We start from the raw sequence: 25622 nt of genomic DNA on the forward strand, positions 1-25622 counted from the left end.
AGGCGCGCGAAGGCGGCCCCATAGATTTGTTGGGTTGTTCAACCGAGCGCGCCGGTGATTGAGCGTTACACCCTTCCTGAGATGGGAGCCGTCTGGAGTGAGCAGGCGAAATTCCAGAGCTGGCTTGATGTGGAGATCGCTGCCACCGAAGCCAACTGCAGGCTCGGCCGCGTGCCCCAAGAGGCCCTCGACACCATCAAGGCGAAGGCCAGCTTCGAGGTGGAGCGCATCCTCGAAATCGAAGCCGAGGTGCGCCACGACGTGATCGCCTTCCTCACCAACGTGAACGAGCACGTTGGTGATGCCGGACGTCACATCCATGTGGGCATGACCAGCAGCGACGTGCTGGACACGGGCGTGGCCCTGCAGCTGAAACGTTCCGTGGCCCTGCTGCGCACCGAACTCGATGCCCTGGCCGATGCCCTGCGCGACCTGGCCCGGGCCCATAAGGGCACTGAAATGATCGGCCGCTCCCATGCCATCCACGGCGAACCGATCACCTTCGGGTTCAAGGTGGCCGGCTGGCTGGCGGAAACCGAGCGCAACCGCATCCGCCTGGAACGGCTTGAGCAGGATGTGGCCGTGGGCCAGGTGAGCGGCGCCATGGGCACCTATGCCAACACCGATCCCCAGGTGGAAGCCATCGCCTGCGAGATCCTCGGGCTGACTCCCGACACCGCCAGCACCCAGGTGATCTCCCGCGATCGCCATGCCGACTACGTGCAGACCCTCGCCCTGGTGGGCGCCTCCCTGGAGCGCTTCTCCACCGAGATTCGCAACCTCCAACGCACCGACGTGCTGGAAGTAGAGGAGAACTTCGCCAAGGGTCAGAAGGGCAGCTCCGCCATGCCCCACAAACGCAACCCGATCCGCAGTGAGCGGATCAGCGGTCTGGCGCGAGTGCTGCGCAGCTACACCATTGCTGCCCTTGAGAACGTGGCCCTCTGGCACGAGCGCGACATCAGCCACAGCTCCACGGAGCGAATGATGCTTCCCGATTGCTCGGTGACCCTGCACTTCATGCTGCGGGAAATGACCAGCGTGGTGAAGGGTCTTGGGATCTACCCCGAAAACATGCGCCGCAACATGAATGTGTATGGCGGTGTTGTGTTCAGCCAGCGGGTGTTGCTCGCTCTTGTGGGCACCGGCATGAGCCGAGAGGAGGCTTACCGGGTCGTTCAACGCAACGCACACACCGCCTGGAACACCGCCGGCGGCGACTTCCGCGCCAACCTGGAAGCAGATGGCGATGTGACCAGCCGCCTCAGCGCAGCTGAGCTCGCCGACTGCTTCAGCACAGCACTGCACCAGGAGAACCTGGGCGTGATCTGGGAGCGACTGGGGATCTAACTAACGATTACGGGAAGATGAACCGACTCCTGTCGGCATCCCCAGAAGCCGGAAGACAGAAGCCGCATCAACAATCGGTTCGAGCGGCAACATGGCATCAGCCATGGTGTCGGTGACCTTCGTGAAGTTATTGCGATCCACCACCACAACATCACCGTTGCGTAGCGGCGGGTTATTCACACTGCTCAGTACAGCATTGGGGTCGTAGCGCAACTGTTTCACGGTTGTACGACCCTGACCATCCATTCGGATCAAGTCCACCCGCTTTGAGCTTCCCCGACGGGTGACGCCTCCGGAAGCAAGAATGGCTCGTGACAAAGGGGCATTGGATCCAACCTGGACCACCCCAGGCGAAACGACCTCACCAACAACCTGAACATTGATCGCAGAGGGAGCGAAGTTAGAAGCAGCCGTCGTTAGTAAGTCAACGTTGATCGGTGTCGTTGCTTTGTGTACCCGGATGCTGTCGCCGTCGTAGATCAATGGATTGGGAGCAAATCCTCCGTTTTTCAGCACATTGAGGTAGTCGAAAACGAAGCTCTGGGTTGGTCCTCCTGGCGAAGGAGACGGCCTCAGTAGTTCCAGACGGGCCAAATCACCTGAAGCAGAAATCCCACCAGCTTTCTGAATCACGTCGATCATGGTCGGCCAACCGCCACCATCGGAGCCGACTCCAGTGAGAGTTCCAGAGCCCCCCGCGGAACCTGAACCGTTGACAGGAAGTGTGAAGACGCCGGGACGCAAAACCTGACCTGTAACCGTGATCCGAACTGGACGCTGTTCAACAAGGTCGAGATAAACCAGGGGGCGCCTCAGAAATTGGCTGTAGCCATCGGTGATGCGCTGCCGGGCTTCCTCCAAGGTCAACCCCCACACATCAACTGTGCCAAGTCGCGGGAGATTAATGGTGCCGTCACTCAACACCTGCACCTGCGCCTCATAACCGTCGATCTTGAACACCGAGGTGACCAGCCGGTCCCCTGGAGCCAAGCGATAGCGATAAGTCTGAGGAGGAAGGCTGGGCGGAGATGGCAACGGAGGCGGAGCCTTGAGAGTCGAAGTGGCTTCGACCGTTCTCTCCGTAAGCGCAGATGGCTTCGGATTCCGCGTGGGCCAGTTCCTCGCGACTGAACCATTCGATTTGAGCCAGTCAATCCTCTCTTCAGCCCTCAGCTCACTGCCAACAAACCCTGGAACGGAAAGCATGACCGCTGCAGCGACAGCACTAGAAAAGCCCGTACTTGAAGGCACAACCATGGGTGGAGCTGAGACAGCAGCCAAGTGGGAGCCAATCTTCCCGCATAATGCGATCCAGGGACATGGACCATGACGCAGACCGGACCACCAGCGCAGAGTGACGTCCTGCTTCCTCACGGTTGGCGAGACGCCAACCAAACGAGCAGCATGTTGTTCCGCCTCGACGGTCTGGAGCTTCATCTGATCCCCGGAGAAAAATTTGAAGCCGTCGCAGATGCCGTTGGAACCCTGCGAGAGTCCACCTACCGCCAACAGCTCTCCGGCTCAGGCAACACCCGGGATCTCGATGGTCGCGATTCGGCTTATGACCACCTGATCCTGTTGGAGCCCAAAAGCGGAGCTCTCGCCGGGTCCGCCAGGCTCCAATTCATCCCTCAGTTCATGGCCGCCGAGGAGCTCCCTGGCAGCCAACAGTCCTACCTAGAGCACGTTTATCCCGGCATCAAGGAGATGCTGGCGCAACAAACAAATCACGTGGAGATAGGTCGGGTTGCTCTAGCCCCACGATTCCAGCGCCAACCGCACTCTCTGATGGCGTTGTTCCGCGGAGGGCTTCTGATCGCAGCCCACTCGGGTTACAACATCCTGCACGGGCTGGTCTCCTACAACCATTTCGCACACAGCGAAGCAGTCAATACAACCTTCCTCAGTGCCTTGATGCGTCCTCCCTACCGCAGGACGAGCCCAGCACTGCCGCCACCGCGTCACCCGATCAACGACATCCAGCCCAGCGACAGCACCCACCCGATCGGCAACGTTCAGGCCCTTGAAGTGGCGATCCGCCAGGAGCACAGCGAGGACTTCCGTCTGCCGGTGCTGTTACGCCAATACTTCAACCTGATGGAAGCCAAAGTCTGCGACCTCTCTTTGGCGAAGGATTTCAACCAGATCACGGAGATCCTGATGGCCGCTGACCTCTCAGCCCTGCCGAAGGACCGGCTCGGCTTCTTCATCGACGTTGAACATCAACCCGTCTACCAGCAGTCCAGCTGGTACCGAGGCGAGGGATAAACGAAGCAACGCTGGTACTTTGGCTGGATCAAGAGGTTGGTGGTGTTGAGCGAGGGAACTCCCGATAAGCAGCAGCTGGAGGGACGCCTCGTCGAGATCCTGCATCGCATTTCCGGCGCTGATCCAGCAGCGATCACTCCTGATGCCCGCCTGATGGAAGACATAGGGATCGACTCCCTGGGGTTCTACGAAATCCTGATCGAAGCCGACACCTGTTTCGGAATTCGCATCCAAGAAGAACAACTGCTCCAGTTCAAGACGGTGGGTGACATCCAGAGCCATCTGGAATCGCTCAACCTTGATGCCACCAGCTCAAAAACCGCCTGACCGTGGCTGTTCAACAACGATGCTCCCAGCGGGTTTCAATCGTTGGCTGGGGCTCCATCTCCCCTTTGGGTACGAGCGCCGCATCGACATGGGAAGGCGTCATCACTGGCCGATCCGGCATCAGTGCCCTCACGGCAGCCTGGAGCGAAGACCTGCCGGTACGCATTGCCGGATGCGTGCCCGATGCCGCCACCCAAGCCCTTGAACCACTGCTGCTGCGGCGCTCCGACCGCTGTGCCCAGCTCGGGCTTCTGGCCGCCAGGGAGGCCTGGGCCATGGCTTCCGCGTTCACCAGCGGGATTGATCCAGCCCGCGTGGCCGTGGTGCTGGGCACCGGCATCGGGGGGCTTCACACGATGCATGAACAGCACAACCAACTGACCGCGGGAGGACCGAGCCGGGTCAACCCACTCACCGTGCCGATGCTGATCCCTGATGCGGCCGCTGGCCAAGTCGCCATCGATCTGGGCCTGCACGGGGGTGCACACACCCCCGTATCGGCCTGCGCATCGGGAGCCGAAGCGATGATGCTGGCCCAGATGCTGCTCAACGACGGCCGGGCTGATCTCGTCCTTGCCGGCGGCACTGAAGCGCCAGTGAACCGGCTCGGGCTTGTTGGCTTTTCCGCTATGCGGGCCCTCTCCTGCAGAAACGAAGCCCCAGAGCAAGCGTCCAGGCCTTACAGCAAAGACCGGGACGGATTTGTGCTCTCGGAGGGGGCAGGTGTTCTGGCGATGATGCGGGAGGAGGACACCCCAAATGGTGCAGCTCTGGGCTGGCAACTCGCCTGCGGCAGCAGCAGCGACGGCCATCACATCGTGGCGCCGGAACCTCAGGGCAGCCAGGCCAGCCTGGCGATCGAGGATGCTCTGCGACGGGCGGGGGTGGAACCCTGCGATCTGTGTGCCGTCCAGGCCCACGCCACCGGCACCAGTTTGGGGGACCTTGCTGAAGCTCGGGCGCTGCGCCGCAGCCTGGGCGCTGCAGCCGATCACATCCCCGTCTTTGCTCCAAAGGGCCAACTCGGCCATCTGCTGGGAGCCGCTGGAGCCGTGGAAGCGATTCTTGGACTGCAGGCCCTACGGCAGGGAATCTTGCCCCGCAGCGTCAATTCAGATCCCCTCGACCCTGAAGTGGAGCTTGCCGTCACCTGCAAAACGCCCGTTGAACTGTCCGACTCAGGATCGGAACGGTTGATGCTCAAGAACGCCTTCGGCTTCGGCGGTCACAACATCAGCCTTGTGCTGTCTGCTGCCGGTAGTACCGCTGAACAGCAGCGCTGAATCCCTCACGGTCCCGGGGGTCAGCAGGCAACTGGAGATCATCGGCCCGCCCACGGCGGCAGTGAATCGTGCCCAACGGCGCTGTCAAACGACTCAGCAGCAACTTCAGCGGTTTGTAGTGAGCTCCCACCGCCCCCTCCAAGCCGTCGTAGCTGAAGTACCAGGGCACAACTCGGCCGCCATAGTGCTGAGCGAGCATCCAGGCACTGGGCGACACCCGCTCCTCAATCGGCGTCACCAGGGAGCCGTTGGGGGCAATCATGATCTGGCCGTGGTCCCGCAGCAGGGTGGAAGCACCCATCATTCCGGCAAAGCGTGACTTGGGCTGGCGGTGGTCGAGCACCGCCGAGCCGGCGTTTCGGGCGGCAGCGGCGTAGCCCGGCAGCACCCAGCGCAGGTGCAGTTGCGCTGTGGTCAACCCCGGCATGCGCAGAACCCCTTGGGTCACAAGACCATCCAGAGGACTGCGATGGTTGTAGATATGCACCAGGGGCATCCCAACAGGCTCCGAGGGTTGACTGTCATCCACCACCACCTGCGTGCCCAGGGCCCGCAGGGCCACGGAGGCGGCCATCGTCATCAAGGCTGAGGCCCAGTCCGGTCGCCGCAACAGCATCGCCGGCAGCTGCAGGCCATAGAGGGTGAAACCAAGGCCAGTCCAGGCCAGCCGCGCCACCAGCCGTCCCAGCAGCCGTCCCAGCAGCAGCACGGGGTTTCGAAGCCTGCCTGCTGTGGGAGTCGGCAGCTCGGGACTGGGGGGAAGCTGACGGGCCTCCAGACCGATCGGGAAGGTGGTGCGGAAGGGGAAATCGCCATCGAAATTCCCATTCACCTGCGTGCTGAGCACCAGATGGTTGTAGAAGCGATAGAACAGGGCCCGATCGCTGGGCTGGGGATCACACCAGAAGGCATCGAGCGACTTCTGATCGGTCAATCCCTCCAGGTTGTAGAACGTATCCCCCATCGTCTTGGTGGGCACAGCATGGAAGAGTGCCTGCAACCCCACGGTGCTGTTCACCGTGATCACCCCACGGCACGTGCGCAAATAACGGCTGAGGGGACCGTCGTGGAAATAATGCACACGGCCCGAGACGCCGTATTGCTTGGCGAGCAGCCGGATTAACGAGGCGTAGTTGTTGTAGCCCCGATCCCGGGGATGGTGCTTGAAGGCCAGCTGGTCGGAGGCGTGAGCATGGCCGGCAAAGGATCGAATCACGTCTTCGATGAAGTCGTGCATGCCGCGGTAAGGCGACCCCATCTGAATCTGGGAATCGCTGGAGACCTGCAACACCGCTAGGAAGAAGGAGCAATGTTCCAGCAACCGCTGCTTGACCTCCTGCTCCTGCCAGCGGTATAGCCAATAGCGCCAGGTCCCTCGCACCTGACACCAGAGAAAGGCTGGGGAAGGCTGAAGCTTGTGCTCCCCCTCGATGATCGGATAGCGGGTGAAGGCGTGCTGAATGAAGGTGGGTGCTTTCCAGGCCTTGCGCCAACGCCAGCCCGGATCCAGAACAATGTTTTGCGGCAGCTGATCGCACAGGGGGAGCTCCCGATAAAAAGCCGCTGGCTTGTTGAGGTTGGAGCGGGCATTGACCCGGTCCCGCTCAAGAGTCACGTAGTTGGGGCGCAGATAACCCAGCTCAAACACCCAGGCCTCAACCCCAAGGTTGCGAGCTTCTTCAATGGCGATCCGGTGGGGAATGATGAAATCGCCGTACATGAAGATGTGGCGAATGCCCCGTTCCTCAATCAGCTGACGCAGGAAGGGACGCCAGCTGTCCATCCCCTTGCTGTAAGGCACACAAACATCCGCCGGGAAGCCGAATTCCCGCAGGGGGAAGGCCACCTTGGTCACCGGGATGCCACAGCCCTGCAGGTAGCGGCAGAAACGAGCGAAAAACAGACCAATGGGGCCCATCAACAGGAGGACAGGACCGTCGATTCGCACCTGTACGAGAGCTGGCGCCCGTCCCCTGCCCAAACTGCGACTCGCCCATAAGTGGACAAAATCCTGGCATGGCTCAACGGCGCCGAAGCCGGCCCCAGTGGCGGAACAGAGCCTGCACCAGCGTGCGTCGCTGCGGAGGAGCGGCGCGCCAAGCCACCAGCTCGTCGATGGCCTGCTCAGCCGTAATGAACCAGCCGCTGTCACGGCTGACGTAACGGGGGTAGTCGATCAGGGCGGCATGGACCAGCTCATCCAGCGACAGCTGACGCTGACGGCGGCGGCAACGTTCGCGGTCGTGGGTCAGGCCCCAGCCGGCATAAAACGGCAGGCCCCAGCAATGCACCTCCAGGCCGCGCAGCAACGCCTCAAACCCCGCCAGTGAGGTGAGCACATGGAGAGCATCAATCTGGGTGAACAGCTGCTGAATCGACCCCTGCAGCAGCACCGCATCGCAGAGCTCAGCGGCATCGTCCTCTCCGTCACCGGCACGGCAAAGACCGGCCACAACATCGGGATGCGGCTTGTACACGAGATAGGCCTCCGGCTCCGCCGCCCGCACCGCGGCGAGCAAGGCGCGGTTGCTGCGCAGCCCCGGGGCGCCGTAGCGGATCGAGGCATCGCTCTCCACCTGACCGATCACCAGCACCACCCGTCGCTGGCCGGCAGGGCGCGTCCAAGGCTCCGCCTGGAGGTTGTACTTGGTGATCGCCTCCTGCACCAACCGCTGACGCAACGCCGCGGCCCGCTGACGTTGGGCCGGGGTCCACTGCCCGGTTGCCAGGCGTGTTTCCAGATCACTGGGCCGGGTGGCGTCGTAGTACACGCCCTGGTGATCCACCACCCAAGACACCGGATCCACCAGATCAGCCCCCAGGCCAACCGAGCGCAGGAAACCGTCCTCCACTTGCAGCACCGGCAGCTGCCGCCGCGCCGCCGCGTCGAGCAGCTTGGGTCGGGCGCGCCGCCCCCAGACCACCACGGCATCAACGCCCTGCGGAATACGCCGCCAGGGAGCGCGAAAGCGCAGCTGACTGCCCGCCAGGAAGCGACGCAGATTGCGCTGTTTCCAGGGGGTGAAACCGAAGGCCACACATCGCCGCAGCTGTTGCGCCTGCAGGCGCCGCTGCAAGCCGATCGCGCTCATCAAGGTTTCGATGCTGCAGGACTGATGCCGGTGCGGGTCGATGCAGCGGCAGACGCCTACCAGGGCGGCATGCACCAAGGCCTCCAGGCTGGCGCCCTGGTGCCGCCGAAGCGGGGCCTCGCATCGGTCGTGGGTCAGCCCCCAGCCGCCATAGAACGGCATGCCAAAGCAGTGCACCGGGCGACCCCAAAGCAACGCTTCAAAACCCATCTGGGAGGTGACCACATACACCGCCCTGGCCCGCTCAAGCAGCCGAGCCGGATGGCCGCCGTCCGCACTGATGCGAACGCGGGGATGGGCCAGATCCTTAGCCTTGAAATGGCCCCGGGCGCGGCCAGAGATCACATCCGGATGCAGCTTGAGCACCACCGTGCAGTCGGGATGCTCATCCAGAGCGGCCTGAAGCATCCGCTGAAAACAAGTGGCGTCGGCCAAACCAAGCGCGATCGATCGATCCCCAGCCGATTGATCCACCACCAGCACGTAGGGCTCCTGAGGTGCCTCCGCCTCCAGCGGGGGGTTCACTTTGCTGAGCCGCTGCTCGCACCAGAGCCGTTGCAACGCACGAGCCCTTTCGGCCTCAGCCACCGTGATCGGAGCTCCGATCAGCTGCTCGATCCGGCTGGGGACCGTGGCATCGAAATGCACTCCCAGATCATCCACCAACAAAGCAAGCGGTGGATGATCCCGGCCCTTGGCCATCGAGCGCAGCAACCCGTCCTCGAGATGCCACACCGGCAGATCCCAGCGGTGAGCAAGGCGCTCCACCCGCAGCGCACTGGGTCGCCTGCCCCAGGCCAACAACACATCCACATCGCGGTGGCGGCCCGGCACCAAACGGTCCGGCGCCAACAACTGCGCAAGTGTGCGATGCGTGAGCATTCCCCGGGCCGGAACCCCGAGCCGCAGAGCAGCAGGCCTGGTCATCGGGTAAGACAGGTCACATTGAATCCTCACCGATGGAAGTCCCCGGTGGCGCGCTGGCCTTGATCCCCGCCCGCGGGGGATCCAAGGGCATTCCCGGTAAGAACCTGCAGGAGGTGGGCGGCGTCCCCCTGGTGTGCCGCAGCATCCGGGCGGCCCAAGCCAGCACAGGAGTGGGACGGGTGGTGGTCAGCACCGACGATGAGGCCATTGCCGCCGCCGCCGAGCATGAAGGCGCCATCGCGATCCGACGCCCAGCAGCCATCGCCGGCGACACGGCAAGTTCGGAATCAGCTCTGCTGCATGCCCTCGACGTGCTGGAGAAGCAGGGTCCTCTCGAAGCTGAGCTGGTGTTCTTGCAATGCACCTCCCCCTTCACCACCGGGGTCCAGATCGATGCGGTGCTGGCCGCGCTGAAAGACGAAGACTGCAACAGCAGCTTTTCTGTCAGCCCCTGGCACGGCTTCCTCTGGCGGGTCGACGGTCGAGGTATCAACCACAACCCTGAGTTGCCACGCCGACGCCGCCAGGACCTGGAACCGGCGTTTCTGGAAACCGGCGCGATCTACGCCATGGGCGTCACGGCCTTCAGAGGCTGTGGCAGCCGCTTCTGCCCGCCAACCAGACCCGTGGTGCTGGAGGAGGTGGGGCCAGAAATTGACACGCCGGAGGATCTGGCCCTCTGCCGCCTGATCGCGGCCCAGAAAGGCGAGTAATTTTGCCCAGCAAGGTTTCGGAGTCGATGGCGCCCGCAGAATCCAAGCGCCTCAGCGGCCGCAAGGTCACCGCCGTCGCCTGCTTCGACTCCTTCGGCAAGCTGGCCATGACCATGCTGGCGGCCTGCCGGCGTGAGGGTGCCGAGACCACCCTGCTGCTGCTGCAGCTGAGCAACCGGGCTCTCTCCCGTCGGCAGCGCCTGGAGATCCGGCGGATCGATCCGAAGACCCGCATCGAAAAACACAACTGGAACGATCTGCGCCAGCTGTGTAGCGCCATGCCAGAGAGTGTCGACGCCCTAATCCTGGGCCTCGATGGCCAGCGTAGCCGCGACGCCTTGCTGCAATTGCAAACCATTTGGGCGAATCAGGAGCAACGCCCGCGTCTGATCAGCGCTTATCCGGGGATCCTGTTCCGCTTCAGCCTCGAGGGAATGATGGATCGCTCGGGCGCCGACCTGCTCTGCCTCAACAGTGCCGAAGATCTGGCCTTGTACGGCCGTGGCCGCAAGGCCCTCGGCCTTAACAGCAGCAATGCCGTGGTGACGGGCCTGCCGATTCTTTGGCGCACCAAGCAGCGCACGGAAGAACCGGAAACTCCTTCGATCGTGTTCTTCGAACAGCCCTCGATTCCGGTGCATCCCCTGCAACGCCGCTTTCTCTGTGACCAGATCAAGGAGCTGGCCGCGGCCTGGCCCGATCACCCCGTGATCTTCAAACCACGCACTTCGAGCATCGAGAGCACCCTGCACAGGCGCCATGGGGAGATGGCCAGCGTGATCGACAAGATGACGCGTGATCAGCCGAATCTGCGCCTGAGTTTTAAACCCGCCACCCTGCTACTGCGCCAGTGCGGTTGTGCCATCACCGTCTCATCGACGGCTGCCATGGAGTCGATGGCGATGGGCATCAGCACCCGCATCGTCGGTGATCTCGGGGTCACCGAAACCCTTGGAAACCACTTTTTCGCCAGTTCGGGCGCCATCGCAAGCTTCGGCGCCATCAAAGCCAACCCATTCGATGTCATCCATGACCCGCAGTGGCTGGAACAACAAGGCCTGCAGCGGGACGGTGAGGATCGCTTCATCACGGCCCTGGTGGACCGGCTCAACAGCCCAGCTGCACCGCTGGGCAGCTCCAGCCATGGCCCCCTCAGCTGGGGCAGCGGTGACTGGCAGAAAGCCGCCTTGCGCAACGGGGGCCGACGGATGCTGAGCAGTGGTGGCGCCCGCTCCAGCCAACGCAAGCGTCACCGCACCCGTCGCATGCTGCGCAGCTTGCGCGACAGCGTGGTGGGCTTCGGCTGGCTTTCCAAACTGCTGCGGGAACGATGACCCTGCTGCTGGTCAGCGACGGAGGGCTGGAGCGTTCCGCCTGCATGCTGATGGCCGAGGCACTACACCACCAGGGGCAACGCTGCATCACGGCAGGTCCACCGCTTCAGGGACACCAACCCGTGGCCACGCCGGCACCGCTACTGAGTATCGAGGTGGAGCAACTGGCTGCACACCCCCTCTTGGACCAGGTGTCCGCCATCGGCCTGTTCCTGCAGGACCCAACGCAGGTTCGGCGCTTCATCCAGACCTATCAAGGCCTTTGCAGCGCACGCGAACAGACGGCAGCGACACTGTTCAGCGGGCCCCTCGTTCCCTTGGTAGGGGATGCCCTGATCCGCGATCTCAGCCTGCGCCTGGGCTGTGATCTGCTGCTAGTGAGCGGCGAACACCAGCGCCGTCAGCTGCAATCGCTCACCTTCAACTGGCCCGCGACCCTGAAGCTGCCGGCCGTGATCAGCACGGGCTTCTGGTTCCCCTCGGCCGAACCCTGCGCCCCCGCCGAGCAGCCCTTACTGCTGGCGTTGATCCAGGAGCAGATCCCCACCCATATCGGGGCCCGGGAGCAACTGCTGCGCCAACTCAACACTTGGGCGCGCCAACGGCCGGACTGGACCGTGATGCTGCAACGCGACCACAGCTGGGACGCAACGACAGCGCTGCTGCCCAGTGACGCGCCCCTGGCGGACAACCTGGTGGACGCCGCTCCCGGACAGCTGTTGCCGCTGCTGGGATCCTGCAGCGCCTGCCTCACGGTGAGTTCACCTTGGAGCCTTGCGGCCATGGCCTGGGGCCGGATCCCGATCATCGTGGGCGACTACGGCATCCACGATGAACAGAACACAACCGGGTTCTTCGGCTGTGGTGCCATGCATCGCCTGCGCAGCATCCCCCACCTCGATGCCATCACCGAACTGCCAAGGGCAAACCAAGCCTGGCTGAACAGCATGGGCGCCGACATCGCCAACGGAGCGGAGCGCCTGATCGAAGCCCTGCATGCGAAGGCTGGCAGAGAGAAGCGATGACAGCACCCACCACCAGACCAACGCTAAAGCTGCTGTTGATCGCGGACAGCGACAGCCAACTGCTGGCCTGCGAGGCCCTCTGCAGCGCTCCGACCGAACGAAGTGTGCAGTGGACCATCAACGTGATTCCACGGGATGGAACACCCCAGGCGTTGCTGCAACGCCTGGCCCAGAGGGCCACCCTGCGCCACCAGAGCCTGGCTCAGCTGCTGCGGGATCGGCGTTTACTGAGCGTTGATGCCATTGGCGTGTTCCTGACGGGCAGCAAGCTCAATGACATCCGTCTCGCCCTGCAACGGGAGCAGCGGCGTCCCTTGCTGTTCTGTGGTTTCAACGGCGTGGTGCTGGACCACTTCATCGAGGGGGTGAGCTGGCGGCTGGGCTACGACCTGATCTGCCTGAGTGGACCTCGCGATCAGGATGCCCTGGAGCAGCTGGTAGCGGGAACCCCGTTTGCGCAGCAACACACCGTGCTCACCGGTCTGCGGCGCAACGCCCCCAGCACAGATCTAGTTCCCTTAGAGGAGCGCCCACGGCGCCTGGTGTTTGCCGAGCAGGTGATCATGCCCGCGTCGAGCAGCGAACGGGCCCAACTCGTGCGGCTGCTAAGCGATCTAGCCAGCCGCTCTCCCAACTGGGAGGTGCTGATCAAACCCCGTATCGCACCCGGCGACGCCACCTTCCATGACGTCGAGACCCACATCAGCACGACCCTGAAGCAGACGCTGGGGGTGCCCCCCACCAATCTGCGACTGGACTATCGCCCCCTGCCGGTGCTGTTGAAGCAGGCCCGGCTGCTGGCCACTCTCTCCTCGACGGCCTTCTTCGACGCACTCGACTTCGGCTGCCGAGCGATTGCCATCAGCGATCTCGGTCTGCAGCCGGATTACGGCGGCCACGTCTATGCCGGCAGCGGCGTATGGCGCGCCCTGGAGGCCATCCCAAATCTGGATGTCCTCGATGCCGAAGGGCCCTCCCCGGATCCACGCTGGCTGGAATGGATGGGGTACGGAACGCAGTTCAGCCCTTCCGCCCTGCTCGACGCCCTGCATGCACAGCGACAGCAGCCGCCACAGCCCGTCCCCAGCAGCATCGGCTACCCGGGCAATGCCCAATCCAGCTTCAATCAGCTGCGCTTGGGGGCCGAAGCCGCCATCACCACTAGCGACTGGAGCAGTGCCCGCGAGCTGCTCTGCCAGGCGACCCTGATGCGCCCGCTCCACCGAGGTGTCGCGCGCCGCCACTGGGCCGTGCGCCAGACCAACCCACTGCTTCGGCAGATCGCACTGCTGATCTCCTACAGAGATCTGAAGTAAGTTCGACTGTGGACTCAACCCAGGCGGCCGAACAGAACGGTGAGAGGCATCCTGATTGAGCGGAATTTCACCCAGTTCGTTGTCTTCGCGGAAGACAGCATCCTGTCGGCGCTCAGCAAGATCACAGCCAACCAGTCGCGGCTGATCTTCGTTGTTTCCGAAAGCGGCATCCTCCAAGGCGTGCTCACCGACGGCGACTTCAGGCGCTGGATCGCCACTTGCGGCGAGATCGACCTGAACCGGCCGGTCACCGCGGCCATGAATTCCAACTGCCGGTCGGCCGCCGAAGGCACTAGCGCCAGTGATCTGAGCGCCCTGCTCAACTCCCGCATCATTGCGCTGCCGCTGCTGGACAACCATGGCCGGATCGTGTCTGTTGCCCGCCGCGCCACCGATGGACTGCAGATCGGCTCCCACCGCATCGGTGATGACGCCCCCTGTTTTTTGATCGCCGAAATCGGCAACAACCACAACGGCGATCTCGACATCGCGCTCCAGCTGATCAATGCCGCCCAAGCCGCGGGAGCGGACTGCGCCAAGTTCCAGATGCGGGACATGAGTCGGCTGTACCGCAATGCGGGGGACAGCAACGACATGGCCTCCGATCTGGGCACCCAGTACACCCTGGATCTGCTCGAGCGTTTTCAACTCAGCGACGACGAACTGTTCCGCTGCTTTGACCATGCCGCCAGCAAAGGGCTGGTGCCCCTCTGCACCCCCTGGGATGAAGCCAGCCTCGAGAAACTCAACCGCTGGGGCATGGAAGGCTTCAAGGTGGCGTCGGCAGATTTCACCAACCACGCCCTGCTCTCCAGCCTCGCAGCCACTGGCAAGCCACTGATTTGCTCCACCGGCATGGCATCTGAGGTGGAGATCCGCTCCGGCATCCGGCACCTCCAGAACGAAGGAGCCGGTTATGTGCTGCTCCACTGCAATTCCACTTATCCCACTCCGTTCAAGGACGTCAATCTGCGCTACCTCGAGCGACTACGGGACCTAGCCGAGGCTCCCGTGGGTTACTCCGGCCATGAACGGGGCATCGATGTGCCCATTGCCGCCGCCGCCCTCGGCGCCGTGGTGATCGAGAAACACATCACCCTCGATCGCTCCATGGAGGGCAACGACCACAAGGTGAGCCTCTTGCCCGATGAATTCGCCCAGATGATCCAGGGCATTCGCCGGGTGGAGGAATCGATGGGGAGCGGCGGTGAACGCAGCATCAGCCAGGGCGAGATGATGAATCGCGAAGTGCTGGCCAAGAGCCTCGTCGCCACCTGCGATGTCCCCGCGGGTACAGAGATCACCGAGGCGATGGTGGGCATCCAGAGCCCTGGGCAGGGGCTGCAGCCCAATCGCCTGGACGACCTCATCGGCAAGACCTTGCCGGTAAACAAAGCCGCCGGCGACTTCTTCTTCCCCTCCGACCTGGAAACCCCGGCCGCCACCCCACGCGCCTATCGCTTCCAGCATCGCTTTGGCGTCCCGGTGAGGTACCACGACATCGAGAGCTTTGCTGCCGCCAGCAATCTCGACCTGGTGGAAATCCACCTCAGTTACAAGGATCTCGAGGTGAATCTGGATCAAGTGCTGCCGACATCGCAGCCGATCGGCCTAGTGGTTCACGCCCCCGAACTGTTTGCCGGCGATCACACCCTCGATCTGTGCAGCGCGGATTCCGATTACCGGCGCCACTCGATTCAGGAACTTCAGCGTGTGGTCGACATCTCCCGTGATCTGCGACGCCGCTTCCGCTGCCCCGATCCCGTCCCTCTGGTGACGAACGTCGGTGGCTTCTCCGAACACCACCATCTCGAGCAAGCGGAGTTGCAACCCCTGCGCCAGCGCCTGATCGACAGCCTTCAGCAGATCAAGACCGCCGGCGAGGTGGAGATCATTCCCCAAACCATGCCCCCCTTCCCCTGGCACTTCGGTGGACAGCGCTATCACAACCTGTTCGTCGACACCGCCTTCATCCAGGAGTTCTGTCGGGAGACCGGCATGCGCGTCTGCCTGGATGTGTCCCACTCAAAGCTCGCCTGCACTCACCTCAAGGCCTCGTTCAGTGCCTTCCTTAAGGCGATCCTTCCATTCACGGCACACCTGCATCTGGCCGATGCGAAGGGGGTCGATGGCGAAGGCCTGCAGATCCATGACGGTGAAATCGATTGGGTCCAGCTGTTTGCCCTAATGGAGCAACTCGCCCCGCAGGCGACCTTCATTCCTGAGATCTGGCAAGGGCACAAAAACAATGGCGAAGGTGCCTGGCTTGCCCTCGAACGCCTGGAAGGATGTGTCGAGTCCAGCCAGGAACGGCAGGTCGCGTGAGCCAGCTCAAACCGGACCGGATTGTTCTGCATTGCGGGCTGCACAAAACAGGCAGCACCTACCTGCAGCGGAATCTGCAGACCAACCGCGAGCTGCTGCTGGAGCAGGGAGTGCTCTATCTCGGGCCGAACACGTTCAAAAAGCAATGCTCCGAATTGTGGCGTCACTTGCAATGGGGCCGTTGGGATCGCAAAACGCCCAAAGGCCTGAAATCACAAACGCGATCCACCCTGCTGGAGCTGGCAGGAGACCATCCCGACAGGATCCACACCATCCTTCTCTCCTTCGAAGCGATTTTCGGAACGTTGCGCAACGGCCTTGCAGAACCGCCGCGCCGAAAAACGCCTAACAAGGAACGCAAGACGGGCTTGTATCGCTATGCCAAGTCACGCACCAAGCGCTTGATCACTGGTCTGGAGGACAGCCTTGAGCATCGTTCGATCGCATGGACGGTGCTGTTCGCCAGCAGGGAGCCAGAGGCCTTCATCCGCTCGTGCCACACCCAGCTGCTCAAGGAAGGACGCCACAACACTGAAACCAGCCACTTCGACACGTTCCGACAAACGGCTGATTTCTCCTGCACCGATCCCAAATCACTTGAGCAGGCGCTGTTGAAGCTGGGCAGCAAACGCGACTTGAAGGTCGTCAGCATCAACTATGACCAACTCAGCGATCCCCATGAGCCCAGCACCTTTTTGTGGAATGTGCTCAAGCAGGCCCTGCCCCAACAAGCCAACCGGCTCAGGCAGCAGCTGGAAGCCAACACCGAGAACGAGAACCTGAACAAAACCACAAATCCAGGCCTGAACGAACGGGGGCTTGAACTGGCGATCCAAGCGCGACCGCTGTTCAGCCGCAGCGAATGGAAGCTGTTTCGCAAATTCCTCGAGAAAAATTTCGCCAAAAGCCGCTAATCCATGGCTCAACCGCATCACTTCATCCGGATGAAGCGCCACAACCTGCTCTACGGACGGGTCCCCAAGGCCGCGAATTCATCGATCAAAGCGGCCCTGTGCCGCCTGCTCAGCGAGAGGCCTCCCAAGGGGACCAAAACAACCTCCGACAAGTTTTGGCAGCACGAAACCAATCAGGAAACGGAACTGATCACCCTGCGACGTGCCCGCAAGTACCGGCGCAGCCATTTCAGCTTCAGCTTCGTACGCAACCCCTTCGATCGTCTGATCGCGGCCTACAACAACAAGGTGATCGAAATCGAAGCGCCACCGCTGCCGATGCAGAACATGGGCATCACCCATGGCTTGTCATTTGAAGCCTTTCTCGATGTTTTGATCGAGACACCCTTCAAGCACTATGACGTTCACGTTCTGCCCCAGAACCAGTTGCTTTGCATCGGCAATCAGATCGTGCCGAAGTTTGTGGGACGCGTTGAACAGATCAACGAACACTGGGCTGAATTACGCGACATCCTGGCCCGACGCGGCATCAATGTGATGGAGTCTCTGCCTCAGAAAAACGTGAGACGGAGTGACCGCGCTGGCCTGCAGAGTCACTTCAATAGTGATGCTCTGATCGAGAAAGCGATGCAGATTTACGGCGATGATGTGCGCCTTTTTTATAACGATGTGTCTGTGGACCACTTAATCCAGAACGCCCCCCTACCGGCGATCAACCCACTCCACAGCACGGGCTTGAAGCTGTCGAACTGGCTCCGCTCCCATGTCTTCGGACGCTGATCAGTCACGCTGGCTTGAAAGCTGGCGTTGCCAGTACCAAATCAATCGCAGCCTGCGGGGGCAGCACGACCGGATTGCAGCGCTTTACCGCGCTCAGCTGCCCACCTTCATCATCATCGGAGCCGCTAAATCGGCCACAACCAGCCTGACCACGGCACTGGGACGCCATCCCGAGATCCAGATCAGCCAGTCGATGGAGCCGAAATTCTTCGGTCGGCACTATCTACGCGGCTGGGAGTGGTACGCCAATCAATTTGAAGCCGATCCGCAGCGACCCCTGCGCGGCGAAGCCAGCACGATGTACTCGTCGTCCTATGGGTGCTATGCCAGAACGCCAGAGTTGATCTACCACCACCTCGGCAGCATTCCACTGATCTATCTGGTGCGTCATCCCCTGCGACGGATCGAATCCCACTGGCGGCACTGGCGCGGACGCAGCAAGCACTGCCCGCCGTTTGATCAACTGCTCCGCGCGCCGCAACTGCGGCAACGCGTTGTGGAGGCCTCGCTTTATCACCAGCAATGGCAGCGCTACCAACGCTGGTTTCCGCAGCAGTCGATGCTGAGCATCACCACCGAGGAACTCAGCACAGAGCCCCAATCAAGCCTGCGTCGGATCTTGAGCTTCATCGGCGCCAAGCCGGATTGCACGGGGCTGCTGGAGGAGGCACAACTGCCGCTGTTGAATCCAGCGGGGTCGAAAGGACGAAAAAACGTTGCAGCACCCAGCTGGAGCAGCGAGCTCAAACAAAAAACCATTGATCTGATTCGCCCCGACAGCGAACGCTTCCTGGCCAGCACAGGCCGGCCCAGCACCACCTGGTGCTGGGATTGAGCCGATCCTTAGATCAAGGGTTCTGATCCAACCACTGCCCCAGCGGCTGCTGGGGCAGTGCCGGGGAGCTGGTGATTTCCAGGATGCGACCACAGGCCTGAGGCTGCTCCAGAGCATCCAGGCACATCTGTGCCACAAGGCGGCGAGGAATGCTGTTGCTCTGTTGTTGATCGGCATCGGTCACCAGCACTCCCTCCGTGGTGCTACGGCTGTCATCTTCACTGAGTCCTCCAGGCCGGATCACAGTCCAATCAAGACCTCTGCGCTCCAGGCAGCGCTCCCCCACCCGCTTCCAAACCAAGATCAGGCCGAACAGATTGAGGGGATGCAGCCAACGGCCAGCGCAGAGGGAACTCACCAGCACCACACGCGTCAAACCAAGAGAGCGGCAGGCCTGCACCTGGGCCTGCACCCCCCAAGCATCCACCTGCAAGGGGCCCGCCAGGTTGATCGAAGGGCGAGCACCAGTGGCGATCACCAATGCCGTGCAGCCCTGCAGCGCATGGAGCAACGCTTCCGCCGTGTCCAGCTCCAGACGACACACCTCCAGCCGACCCTCCTGCTCAGCCTTAGCCAGGGCAGGGGGCAACACGGACGCAGGCCGAATGATGGCTCGGACCGATCGACCACGCTTGAGCGCTTCCTCCACCACGCGCCATCCGGTTTTGCCGGAAGCACCTGACACTGCCAGTTGCGTCATCGCATCGGACTGATCTGTGCACCAGTCAACAGGCAAGAGGCAAGACCAGACGGGGCAGAATCGGCACCACATCTCCCAGCGGCATGAGCACGGACCAACTCCGACAATTTTTTGCTCACATCTCCAGAGATCCCTCCCTCAGGGAGCAAGTGCTGCAGGCCGTAAGTGCCGATGCTGCGGCCCTGATTGCCCAGGAACTGGGTTACGAAGTCTCCGGCGATGAACTGCTTCGGTTCTCCGGTAAGAGTTCCTCTGGCGTCAGCGTCACCAAAATTCAGCACCCCGGGGAATATCACTAACAAGGCTGGAGCGAGCCGGCGTGATCGATCGAGACCCCCTGGACGTATGAGGACTCGCAAACAAGGCTGGAATTTGCCCTCAAGCTGAGCCAGAACCGAAGAGCTTGCATTCCTTCTGATGGCACGCCTACTTCAGCTTTTGCAAGGGTCCAGCAACAATGCCGATCTGGCGGCATGGACAGCCGTGATCTTTGCCTCGATCACCGCACTGGTGATCTGGGGACTCCTCAATGCCTACCCAAACTTGCTCTAGAAATTAATAATTAACGGTACGGATCCTGCTCGTAAACATTTAGACGCAAGGTGGGTCCATGATAACGGACGGGGTCCTCACCATCCGCCAGGAGCATTGTTGACCATTGATAAATACTTGACTGAGGATTAAAGCCACGGAACACAACATTCACGGTTTGCCCCGGCTCAACCGCTGGATTGAATTGGATGCTCAAATCCTCTTGAGAACCTGAGACAAAAGCGGTGGCCAAGCCCCGTTCTCCTTTGCCAGGAAGGGAATAGTCGCCGAAATAAACCCGAGGTTCCAAGCGGCCCCAATCCCACCGATCAAGATTGGGCAACTGCCGCAAAACGATCGCGCCCAGGGCATTACCAGCATCCTCAGGAACCACAACCGTAATCGTGGTGCGATTGCGCAAGCCTTCGGTTGATTCAGGGTTGTGAATCACCACCCGGGTTGGGGGACGATCAAACAACGATTTTGCGACTGATGAGGGCGCCTGCAGCCACATCAGTGGAGCCCAAAAAAGCAACGCAATCCAGTGGTGCTTCACCCGATTGTTCCTACCAATTAATCAACCCACCCTAGCCAGATCAAAGAAAACAACATCTCAACCTGAAACGCTATCCGTCGATGAAGATCAGCAGTGCCTGGCCAGCAAGGATTCAACCATGCCGGTCTGGCTCTGCAGTGCATAGGCCTCCACTTCTCGCTGGCGCTGCAGCGGCCCGAGTGACTGGGTCACCGTCAGCACATGATCTGACGTTGAACGGTCGAGATGATGCGCCCAAAACCGATCGACCTGCGCGGGACTGAAACCACCCTGAGCCTGCAGCATCAAGCTGATCGTGGAGGACGACGGCGTCTCCAAACCATCCAGGCAGTCTTGAACAACATGGATGGCCTCATGGGTCAGAACATCCAACTGAAGCCCTGGCTGATCGCGCAGCCCCTGCGACAGACAGAGACGGTTCACGCCCATGTTGTAGGCGGCACGTTCAGCCCCGGGGCCACAACGCTCGAGCCGGTCAATCACAACGCCAAGCCGCTCAAGCCGATCAATCAACCGATCCGTGCGCGCTGAAAGTGAAATCGCTCGAGCAGGGGTTGCCCAGGGCGCCAGCAAGGCAAAAGCGAGCAGCAGACGAATCAACAAAGGCGAGACGCATCAGACGCAGCCTGAGCCTACGCTCACGTGCTGTTCGACCTTCAGGCTTTCAGCAGCTTCATGGGTGCTGTGCTGTTGAGGCTTTTGATGAGCTCAATCTTTGATGGATCGAACCAAGCCTGAACAGAGCCTCAATTCCCTCTATTAACTGGGACTCACAGGCCCAAGTGAAGCAGTGATCAGAACTTCAATCCGTGAGTTTCACGGAGCTGGTCATTGCTCACCGAGCAAGTGCCCAGATCAGGATTGGTGGCACCAGGTCGGTACTCAGCGTTCTTCAGAGGCTCCGTTGACTTCCCCCGCAGCCAAAGAAGCTGCCCTGTGGACGCATCGCGCTTGCAAGTCACCCACTCGTCAGAACGAGCTGCCGGAATACAAACCAACAGCACCCCAACAGCTATCAACCAAACAGAGCAACGTGGAGAGAACATCTGGCTGAAGAAATACTTGCTAGTAGGCAATCAACTCAAGCCAGAACAATGCAGTGAGTGCAGCGGCTCCCAGCGCCAAAGCAAACCATTGATCTTTGAGGGTGCGGACCACATTGCATCAGCTGCTAACCCAATAAACCAAGCTTTCAGTAAGAAGCAAGCTTCAAACCATGTTTAACAACCCATATCAGCAATACCTGGAAAGTCGTGAGTAATGACTACTAGCACGAATAATCCCCAATCCACCTGGCAACAGAAATCAGAACACGGGAGCAAATAGCGCGTAAACCTAAGGCATTAACTCAGCAATCCAAAACAATATTTGACGACTTCAAGAGCTATTTATAGACGCAATTAGAAGAAGTTAAAGTAATCTTTCCTTTACTATTAACTTTCACACGATTCACCTGGCATGTACGCTTAACTCGATTTGGCGATATACGAACAACAACACCTTTGGTGCACACAAAAGCCTTTGCCTTACCGCTAGAAGCATATTGCGTGAAGCAGCCACTCAACCGATTGAATTTCAGTTTATCAGCAGTGTCCCATCCTTTCTTGTTGTTGTTCAGGTATTGAACAAATCCCTGGGAAGTCGAAACAGGCAACGACAAAGCCGGGGAAGCAATCATGCTGGCAGCAACAGAGAGAGCCGAGCAGCTAACAAGCCTACGCAAAATGCTGAGTTGCATAAAAAGCTAGAACTTACAATTTATTTTACACGTTGATTTGCGGCGATGTCAACAAACAAACCCACTTAAGGAGCTAAATAACCAAAACCAGCGCAAATTCAGGCCATTGTCGGTGCGATTAATGCAATTAAGATAAGCGTACTTTGCCCCCCTCAGAACACAACTCTCAATCGGAGTGACTTGCTGATCCAACGCCACAGGCATGACAATTTAAATTCATCCGCCGCCGAGTCATCGGCTCAGGCGGGCGGGGCGGAACGTAGCTGTACGTCCTGATAGCGACCCACTGCGCGTGGACCTTGGCCATGGAGGGCTTGAAGTGACAGAGCTTCTGCTGCTGTTCGCTGTAAAGCCAACCCTCACCACCGGGCTTTGGTGGTGGCTCGTGGTGGCTGCGGTCCTTGTTCGCCATGGGGCGAAGTCTGGCGAGCAGGGAAAGACTCACGGCAGATAGAAAACGACCCACCTGGAAAAGGAAGTGGGCTGGGCTCCTGAAGCTTGTTAGCGAAGTAACGAACGAATCTTCTGCTCAATTTTGATCAGCATCACAGTCCACCTACCCGACAGGACAAGCCAGCAGGCAAGCCCAGCCACAACTATGAATGTGATTACCCCCGTTCCTATGAATAAAACGTCGCGCCTGCATCCTTCAACTGCTGGGTCGCAGGAAAGAGAGAGCCCCTGCCCTCCAAACCCACCATGGTTCCCATACCCTCCCATCAGCTGAACTTCAGTGAGCTTCTATCAGCAGTATCGACACCTGAAGAAGCGATGCAAGCTCTGGGCACCCACCTGGCAAAAGGAAGTGGGCTGGGCACCAGAGGCGGGCTAGATGCTTGGAGCTGATCCTTTGTTAGGGAGGTCGAACTCAGGCTTGTTATTCTTATTGAGTTCTTCCAAAGAGATCGTCTTTTCATTGCTGGGTTTAGAAGAGACCCCTTTCACCGTCTGTGGTTTTGAACCCCAGTCATGCCCAGGCTGATCAGGTAACCATTCCCCAGCTCTGTAGTTCCTAGAAGACATCGCTTAAGGCTTGCCAGTACCCACAAGTTCTAGCTTTGGGCACCGACGTGGCACAAGGAGATGGGCTGGGCACCCGAAGCTGGTTAAGACAGTTCTGTTGCGAATTAGAACCACTCACGCCATGACCGAGACAACTGTTCTGGACTTCAAGCTCAGCAACACGTTTGAGGAATATCGCGCACATATGAATGCTCCTGAGCAGCAAGCGATGTTTGCCGAGATGGGAGTCAAGACCTTCTTTATTGGCGTCTGCAAGGACGAACCCAAAAGAGCGACAGTGATGTTCCAGGGACCCGAGGACGTCTTTTACAACATTTTCACGAACCCAGAGACCAAGCCGGTTGTCGAAGCCTCTGGTCATGTGTACGAAGGCACCGTGATCACTCGTTGGCTTGCATAAGACACTCCACTCGCCTGTGTCATTTGCCATGATGCTGCCTCAGTTGGGGGAAGCCCTCGGCCAGGTTTCGTTGTTCGAGGGCTTTTTTCTAGGCAAGCGAAGCCACCCTTTCGCTAGGTGACCTCGCCGCTCCCAAGTGCAAATCAACGGAAGCAATTCATTTTTAGCTATTGAATATCGGTAGCAATTGCATCAACCAATACAATTTCTTTGCAATATGCATAGATTCAATAAATCGGCTCCATGAAACGCTTTCTATTCGTCGCGGCAAGCCTCCTGCTTGCGCTTACTGCAGAAGCTGAGGTGCGGGGGTATGGAGAGCTGACTCTTGATTTCAAGCGAGCAAAAAAGACGGGCCAGTCAATCGTAATTCCAGCTGAAAATGGTCAAAAACAAAAACTATATGTAGCGGTTGTATGCGAAGGCAGAGTTTTTAACTCTACCGATGACGAAATGATATGGGGCGAATGGAGGGATCCTAATAACATTTTTGAATCTAGAATTGTAGCTGATGTATGTAATTTTATTTGAAATAAACTTAATCACCTCGTCGCAAGGCGGAGTTTTTATTGTTTGAGCAGAGGCATAAAAAGCCGGGCCATCACACCCGGCCCATGCGCAGACGAACCTGTCTATCAGCTGATGTTTCCCGCGCAAGAGGGCAGCAATACCCATCCCATAACTGATTGATGGCCCGTCACTGGATCAACCGGGGCGTTGTTCGGCTGCGAGCGCTGCATCCCGCCGCGCCTGATCGAGGGTTATTTCGAGGTGACGTTCACGGGCGAGGCAGTCCACGACCTGCTGCCAGTCATTGGTGCGAGCGAACCACTGAGCGCGAACTCCCTCCCATCGGATGGCGGATTGGAGCAGGTCGACGTGTGACTCCTTTTGAGCCTGCAGTGAGCTGGCCACTGGGATCTGGGCGATTACTCCAGTCTGGCGAGGACGATTTACCCAAAAGAGGGATTAGATCCGTCGGAAATATCACTCAGCTGGAACGGTGATGCTCAAGCAGACTATGGCTTTCTTGCAAATAATAGATAGATTTATGCAATGAATAGACTTCATCTGCAACCAGCAATATGAGTTTCTACTTCTTCGTCACCATCCATCACTGGTCATGGTGTCGCTTCAAAAAAGGAAAATTCATCGAAGATGAAAGCTATGAGTGGAGAGACGCAATGCTGGACCGTAGGCTGGGGGTAAGAATACGAGAAACAAAATACTTCATTTTCTTCAGAGAGATTCGATATAAACAAAGAGAGCATAATTATTGGATTGAAAAGGCTGGTGGATGGAGAATTAAAATACCTTTTTGCAAAACATATGAGGACACAAGGATTGGCAACTGGATACTGCTTGATTTTCCCGTTTTTGTATTATGTTTATGGAGGATGTTTTCTGAACATCCTATTCGTTGATGCCACAGCAGAGCGGCTGAAAGCTATACAAAACCCGCAAGGGAAAAGCAGGGGGCGTTGATGTTGTCGCCATCCATCTCCCGACAAAACATTCACCCCGTCACAAGGCGGGGTTTTTAATTGCTCCTCATATGGGGGAATCAGTGACTTGAAAGATCCCTCAGATGGGGGATGTGCGATGGCATCACCTGCAGCGTTTGAGCTTTGTTCGCTCTTGCCTTCGCTTTGCTGGGTTTTGCCCTAAATGTTTAGGGCAAGCGGTTGGTCTGGCTGATGCTCGTAGGAAGGTTCATCAGACAGCTGGTTATTGCATCGATCTTTGTCGGCTTAGTGGCTGCAAATCCAAGAGCAGGAATCCGGCCCGGCATTTGGGTTTACAGCTGCACAGCTGAGCGCGGTTTGATGTGGGAAGACGGCAACGGGTTGAGCGTGCTTGGCATTGTGTTCGGTCGCGTCTGTAATGGGCACGGGTTTTCACCTCACTGGTGGTGAGCACCTAACCCAGCCCGTCTTCTGCATGGTCCCCCAGGCCTCGATGGCGTTGTGCCTGAGCATCCGCCGCTGGGTCATCGGGACGGGTTGGCGTGGGGGGATCCAGCTGAAGGTGCGGACCTCGACCCATTGGGCGTGGACCGTCGCCGTGTCGGGCTTGAAGTGACAGAGCTTCTGCTGCTGCTCGGAATACAGCCACCCCTCACCACCAGCCTTCTGTGGCGATTCGTGGAAGCTGCGGTCCTTGTTGGGCATACAGATGGTCTAAC

Annotated in this window: 25 protein-coding genes; 18 read left to right on the forward strand and 7 right to left on the reverse strand. The window is 59.7% G+C overall.

The window, feature by feature from the left end; translation table 11 throughout:
- Positions 1–54 precede the first annotated feature (54 nt).
- Complete coding sequence (purB, locus tag DXY35_RS03265; RefSeq protein WP_115081012.1) at positions 55–1350, forward strand: adenylosuccinate lyase; 1296 nt, start codon at positions 55–57, stop codon at positions 1348–1350.
- On the opposite strand, the gene DXY35_RS03270 is transcribed toward purB, so the two are convergent.
- Positions 1351–2385 (reverse strand): polysaccharide biosynthesis/export family protein, encoded by a 1035-nt coding sequence (locus DXY35_RS03270; RefSeq protein ID WP_256359509.1) that lies wholly within the window; start codon positions 2383–2385, stop codon positions 1351–1353.
- 291 nt (positions 2386–2676) lie between these two features.
- Between DXY35_RS03270 and DXY35_RS03275 the strand changes: the two genes are divergently transcribed.
- From DXY35_RS03275 to DXY35_RS03285, 3 genes are read left to right on the forward strand one after another with little or no spacing between them, the layout of a single operon-like run.
- Positions 2677–3618, forward strand: coding sequence for a GNAT family N-acetyltransferase (locus DXY35_RS03275; protein WP_115081016.1), 942 nt, complete (start codon positions 2677–2679; stop codon positions 3616–3618).
- A gap of 42 nt (positions 3619–3660) precedes the next feature.
- On the forward strand, positions 3661–3945 hold the full coding sequence (locus DXY35_RS03280) for an acyl carrier protein (RefSeq protein WP_244272900.1): 285 nt from the start codon (positions 3661–3663) through the stop codon (positions 3943–3945).
- Between the two features lie 2 nt (positions 3946–3947).
- On the forward strand, positions 3948–5228 hold the full coding sequence (locus DXY35_RS03285; protein WP_115081017.1) for a beta-ketoacyl-[acyl-carrier-protein] synthase family protein: 1281 nt from the start codon (positions 3948–3950) through the stop codon (positions 5226–5228).
- Here the strand turns inward: DXY35_RS03285 and DXY35_RS03290 are convergent.
- Positions 5179–7146, reverse strand: coding sequence for a capsular biosynthesis protein (locus tag DXY35_RS03290; RefSeq protein WP_244272898.1), 1968 nt, complete (start codon positions 7144–7146; stop codon positions 5179–5181). The genes DXY35_RS03285 and DXY35_RS03290 overlap by 50 nt on opposite strands.
- Positions 7147–7249: 103 nt before the next feature.
- Positions 7250–9247: a capsular polysaccharide biosynthesis protein gene (locus DXY35_RS03295; protein WP_115081021.1), complete on the reverse strand. Its 1998-nt coding sequence runs from the start codon at positions 9245–9247 to the stop codon at positions 7250–7252.
- Positions 9248–9279: 32 nt separating this feature from the next.
- Here DXY35_RS03295 and DXY35_RS03300 point away from each other — a divergent pair, with 32 nt between their 5' ends.
- Genes DXY35_RS03300 through DXY35_RS03335 form a run of 8 tightly spaced genes read left to right on the forward strand, consistent with a single transcriptional unit; the run spans position 9280 to position 18489 of the window.
- A complete protein-coding gene (locus DXY35_RS03300) occupies positions 9280–9960 on the forward strand; it encodes a cytidylyltransferase domain-containing protein (RefSeq protein ID WP_115081023.1) in 681 nt (226 codons plus the stop codon).
- Positions 9961–9986: 26 nt separating this feature from the next.
- Positions 9987–11294 carry a DUF6716 putative glycosyltransferase gene (locus DXY35_RS03305; protein ID WP_115081089.1) on the forward strand — a complete coding sequence of 436 codons (1308 nt, stop codon included), beginning with the start codon at positions 9987–9989 and terminating at the stop codon, positions 11292–11294.
- Entirely contained in the window at positions 11291–12319 is a 1029-nt protein-coding gene (locus tag DXY35_RS03310) for a DUF6716 putative glycosyltransferase (RefSeq protein WP_115081024.1), read from the forward strand. The genes DXY35_RS03305 and DXY35_RS03310 overlap by 4 nt, the downstream gene beginning before the upstream one ends.
- Positions 12316–13635: a DUF6716 putative glycosyltransferase gene (locus tag DXY35_RS03315; RefSeq protein ID WP_115081026.1), complete on the forward strand. Its 1320-nt coding sequence runs from the start codon at positions 12316–12318 to the stop codon at positions 13633–13635. The genes DXY35_RS03310 and DXY35_RS03315 overlap by 4 nt, the downstream gene beginning before the upstream one ends.
- 39 nt (positions 13636–13674) lie before the next feature.
- Positions 13675–15960, forward strand: a complete 2286-nt coding sequence (locus DXY35_RS03320) for an N-acetylneuraminate synthase family protein (RefSeq protein ID WP_170950493.1) — start codon at positions 13675–13677, stop codon at positions 15958–15960.
- The gene (locus tag DXY35_RS03325; RefSeq protein ID WP_115081028.1) at positions 15957–16874 is read left to right on the forward strand and encodes a hypothetical protein; all 918 of its coding nucleotides are present in this window, start codon (positions 15957–15959) and stop codon (positions 16872–16874) included. Before DXY35_RS03320 ends, DXY35_RS03325 begins: the two co-directional genes overlap by 4 nt.
- Positions 16875–16877: 3 nt before the next feature.
- Complete coding sequence (locus DXY35_RS03330; RefSeq protein ID WP_115081029.1) at positions 16878–17654, forward strand: sulfotransferase family protein; 777 nt, start codon at positions 16878–16880, stop codon at positions 17652–17654.
- On the forward strand, positions 17638–18489 hold the full coding sequence (locus DXY35_RS03335; protein WP_115081031.1) for a sulfotransferase: 852 nt from the start codon (positions 17638–17640) through the stop codon (positions 18487–18489). Before DXY35_RS03330 ends, DXY35_RS03335 begins: the two co-directional genes overlap by 17 nt.
- A 13-nt stretch (positions 18490–18502) precedes the next feature.
- Here the strand turns inward: DXY35_RS03335 and DXY35_RS03340 are convergent, their stop codons facing one another.
- A complete protein-coding gene (locus tag DXY35_RS03340) occupies positions 18503–19189 on the reverse strand; it encodes an SDR family oxidoreductase (protein ID WP_115081033.1) in 687 nt (228 codons plus the stop codon).
- Positions 19190–19272: 83 nt separating this feature from the next.
- Between DXY35_RS03340 and DXY35_RS03345 the strand changes: the two genes are divergently transcribed.
- Together DXY35_RS03345 and DXY35_RS13160 are read left to right on the forward strand one after the other, a co-directional pair.
- Positions 19273–19488, forward strand: a complete 216-nt coding sequence (locus DXY35_RS03345; protein ID WP_115081034.1) for a Nif11-like leader peptide family natural product precursor — start codon at positions 19273–19275, stop codon at positions 19486–19488.
- A gap of 118 nt (positions 19489–19606) precedes the next feature.
- Positions 19607–19741, forward strand: a complete 135-nt coding sequence (locus DXY35_RS13160) for a hypothetical protein (protein WP_255441776.1) — start codon at positions 19607–19609, stop codon at positions 19739–19741.
- Between the two features lie 10 nt (positions 19742–19751).
- On the opposite strand, the gene DXY35_RS03350 is transcribed toward DXY35_RS13160, so the two are convergent.
- Together DXY35_RS03350 and DXY35_RS03355 are read right to left on the reverse strand one after the other, a co-directional pair.
- Positions 19752–20234, reverse strand: a complete 483-nt coding sequence (locus DXY35_RS03350; protein ID WP_115081091.1) for a DUF2808 domain-containing protein — start codon at positions 20232–20234, stop codon at positions 19752–19754.
- 129 nt (positions 20235–20363) lie between these two features.
- Entirely contained in the window at positions 20364–20876 is a 513-nt protein-coding gene (locus tag DXY35_RS03355) for a hypothetical protein (RefSeq protein WP_137006698.1), read from the reverse strand.
- Between the two features lie 2282 nt (positions 20877–23158).
- Between DXY35_RS03355 and DXY35_RS03365 the strand changes: the two genes are divergently transcribed.
- The 4 genes from DXY35_RS03365 (at position 23159) to DXY35_RS12360 (ending at position 24861) form a co-directional block, all read left to right on the forward strand.
- On the forward strand, positions 23159–23437 hold the full coding sequence (locus DXY35_RS03365; RefSeq protein ID WP_115081039.1) for a DUF3764 family protein: 279 nt from the start codon (positions 23159–23161) through the stop codon (positions 23435–23437).
- A gap of 243 nt (positions 23438–23680) precedes the next feature.
- On the forward strand, positions 23681–23968 hold the full coding sequence (locus DXY35_RS12350; protein ID WP_137006699.1) for a hypothetical protein: 288 nt from the start codon (positions 23681–23683) through the stop codon (positions 23966–23968).
- Between the two features lie 186 nt (positions 23969–24154).
- Complete coding sequence (locus DXY35_RS13015) at positions 24155–24322, forward strand: hypothetical protein (RefSeq protein WP_206749206.1); 168 nt, start codon at positions 24155–24157, stop codon at positions 24320–24322.
- A gap of 200 nt (positions 24323–24522) precedes the next feature.
- Positions 24523–24861 carry a hypothetical protein gene (locus DXY35_RS12360; RefSeq protein WP_137006701.1) on the forward strand — a complete coding sequence of 113 codons (339 nt, stop codon included), beginning with the start codon at positions 24523–24525 and terminating at the stop codon, positions 24859–24861.
- 474 nt (positions 24862–25335) lie between these two features.
- Here the strand turns inward: DXY35_RS12360 and DXY35_RS03370 are convergent, their stop codons facing one another.
- Positions 25336–25608, reverse strand: coding sequence for a DUF1651 domain-containing protein (locus DXY35_RS03370; protein ID WP_115081041.1), 273 nt, complete (start codon positions 25606–25608; stop codon positions 25336–25338).
- Positions 25609–25622 lie beyond the last annotated feature (14 nt).

The sequence above is a fragment of the Synechococcus sp. N32 genome (assembly GCF_900473895.1).
Lineage (GTDB): Bacteria > Cyanobacteriota > Cyanobacteriia > PCC-6307 > Cyanobiaceae > Parasynechococcus.

Bases quoted from the DNA above. Each gene is read 5' to 3' on its own strand.
- DXY35_RS03315 (WP_115081026.1), top strand. From the start codon at position 12,316: ATGACAGCACCCACCACCAGACCAACGCTAAAGCTGCTGTTGATCGCG.
- DXY35_RS03295 (WP_115081021.1), bottom strand. From the start codon at position 9,247: ATGACCAGGCCTGCTGCTCTGCGGCTCGGGGTTCCGGCCCGGGGAATG.
- DXY35_RS03365 (WP_115081039.1), top strand. From the start codon at position 23,159: ATGACCGAGACAACTGTTCTGGACTTCAAGCTCAGCAACACGTTTGAG.
- DXY35_RS12360 (WP_137006701.1), top strand. From the start codon at position 24,523: ATGAGTTTCTACTTCTTCGTCACCATCCATCACTGGTCATGGTGTCGC.
- DXY35_RS03310 (WP_115081024.1), top strand. From the start codon at position 11,291: ATGACCCTGCTGCTGGTCAGCGACGGAGGGCTGGAGCGTTCCGCCTGC.
- DXY35_RS03290 (WP_244272898.1), bottom strand. From the start codon at position 7,146: ATGGGCCCCATTGGTCTGTTTTTCGCTCGTTTCTGCCGCTACCTGCAG.
- DXY35_RS03345 (WP_115081034.1), top strand. From the start codon at position 19,273: ATGAGCACGGACCAACTCCGACAATTTTTTGCTCACATCTCCAGAGAT.
- DXY35_RS03330 (WP_115081029.1), top strand. From the start codon at position 16,878: ATGGCTCAACCGCATCACTTCATCCGGATGAAGCGCCACAACCTGCTC.
- DXY35_RS03275 (WP_115081016.1), top strand. From the start codon at position 2,677: ATGACGCAGACCGGACCACCAGCGCAGAGTGACGTCCTGCTTCCTCAC.
- DXY35_RS03370 (WP_115081041.1), bottom strand. From the start codon at position 25,608: ATGCCCAACAAGGACCGCAGCTTCCACGAATCGCCACAGAAGGCTGGT.
- DXY35_RS03340 (WP_115081033.1), bottom strand. From the start codon at position 19,189: ATGACGCAACTGGCAGTGTCAGGTGCTTCCGGCAAAACCGGATGGCGC.
- DXY35_RS03300 (WP_115081023.1), top strand. From the start codon at position 9,280: ATGGAAGTCCCCGGTGGCGCGCTGGCCTTGATCCCCGCCCGCGGGGGA.
- DXY35_RS03305 (WP_115081089.1), top strand. From the start codon at position 9,987: ATGGCGCCCGCAGAATCCAAGCGCCTCAGCGGCCGCAAGGTCACCGCC.
- DXY35_RS03335 (WP_115081031.1), top strand. From the start codon at position 17,638: ATGTCTTCGGACGCTGATCAGTCACGCTGGCTTGAAAGCTGGCGTTGC.
- DXY35_RS03350 (WP_115081091.1), bottom strand. From the start codon at position 20,234: ATGTGGCTGCAGGCGCCCTCATCAGTCGCAAAATCGTTGTTTGATCGT.
- DXY35_RS13160 (WP_255441776.1), top strand. From the start codon at position 19,607: ATGGCACGCCTACTTCAGCTTTTGCAAGGGTCCAGCAACAATGCCGAT.
- DXY35_RS12350 (WP_137006699.1), top strand. From the start codon at position 23,681: ATGAAACGCTTTCTATTCGTCGCGGCAAGCCTCCTGCTTGCGCTTACT.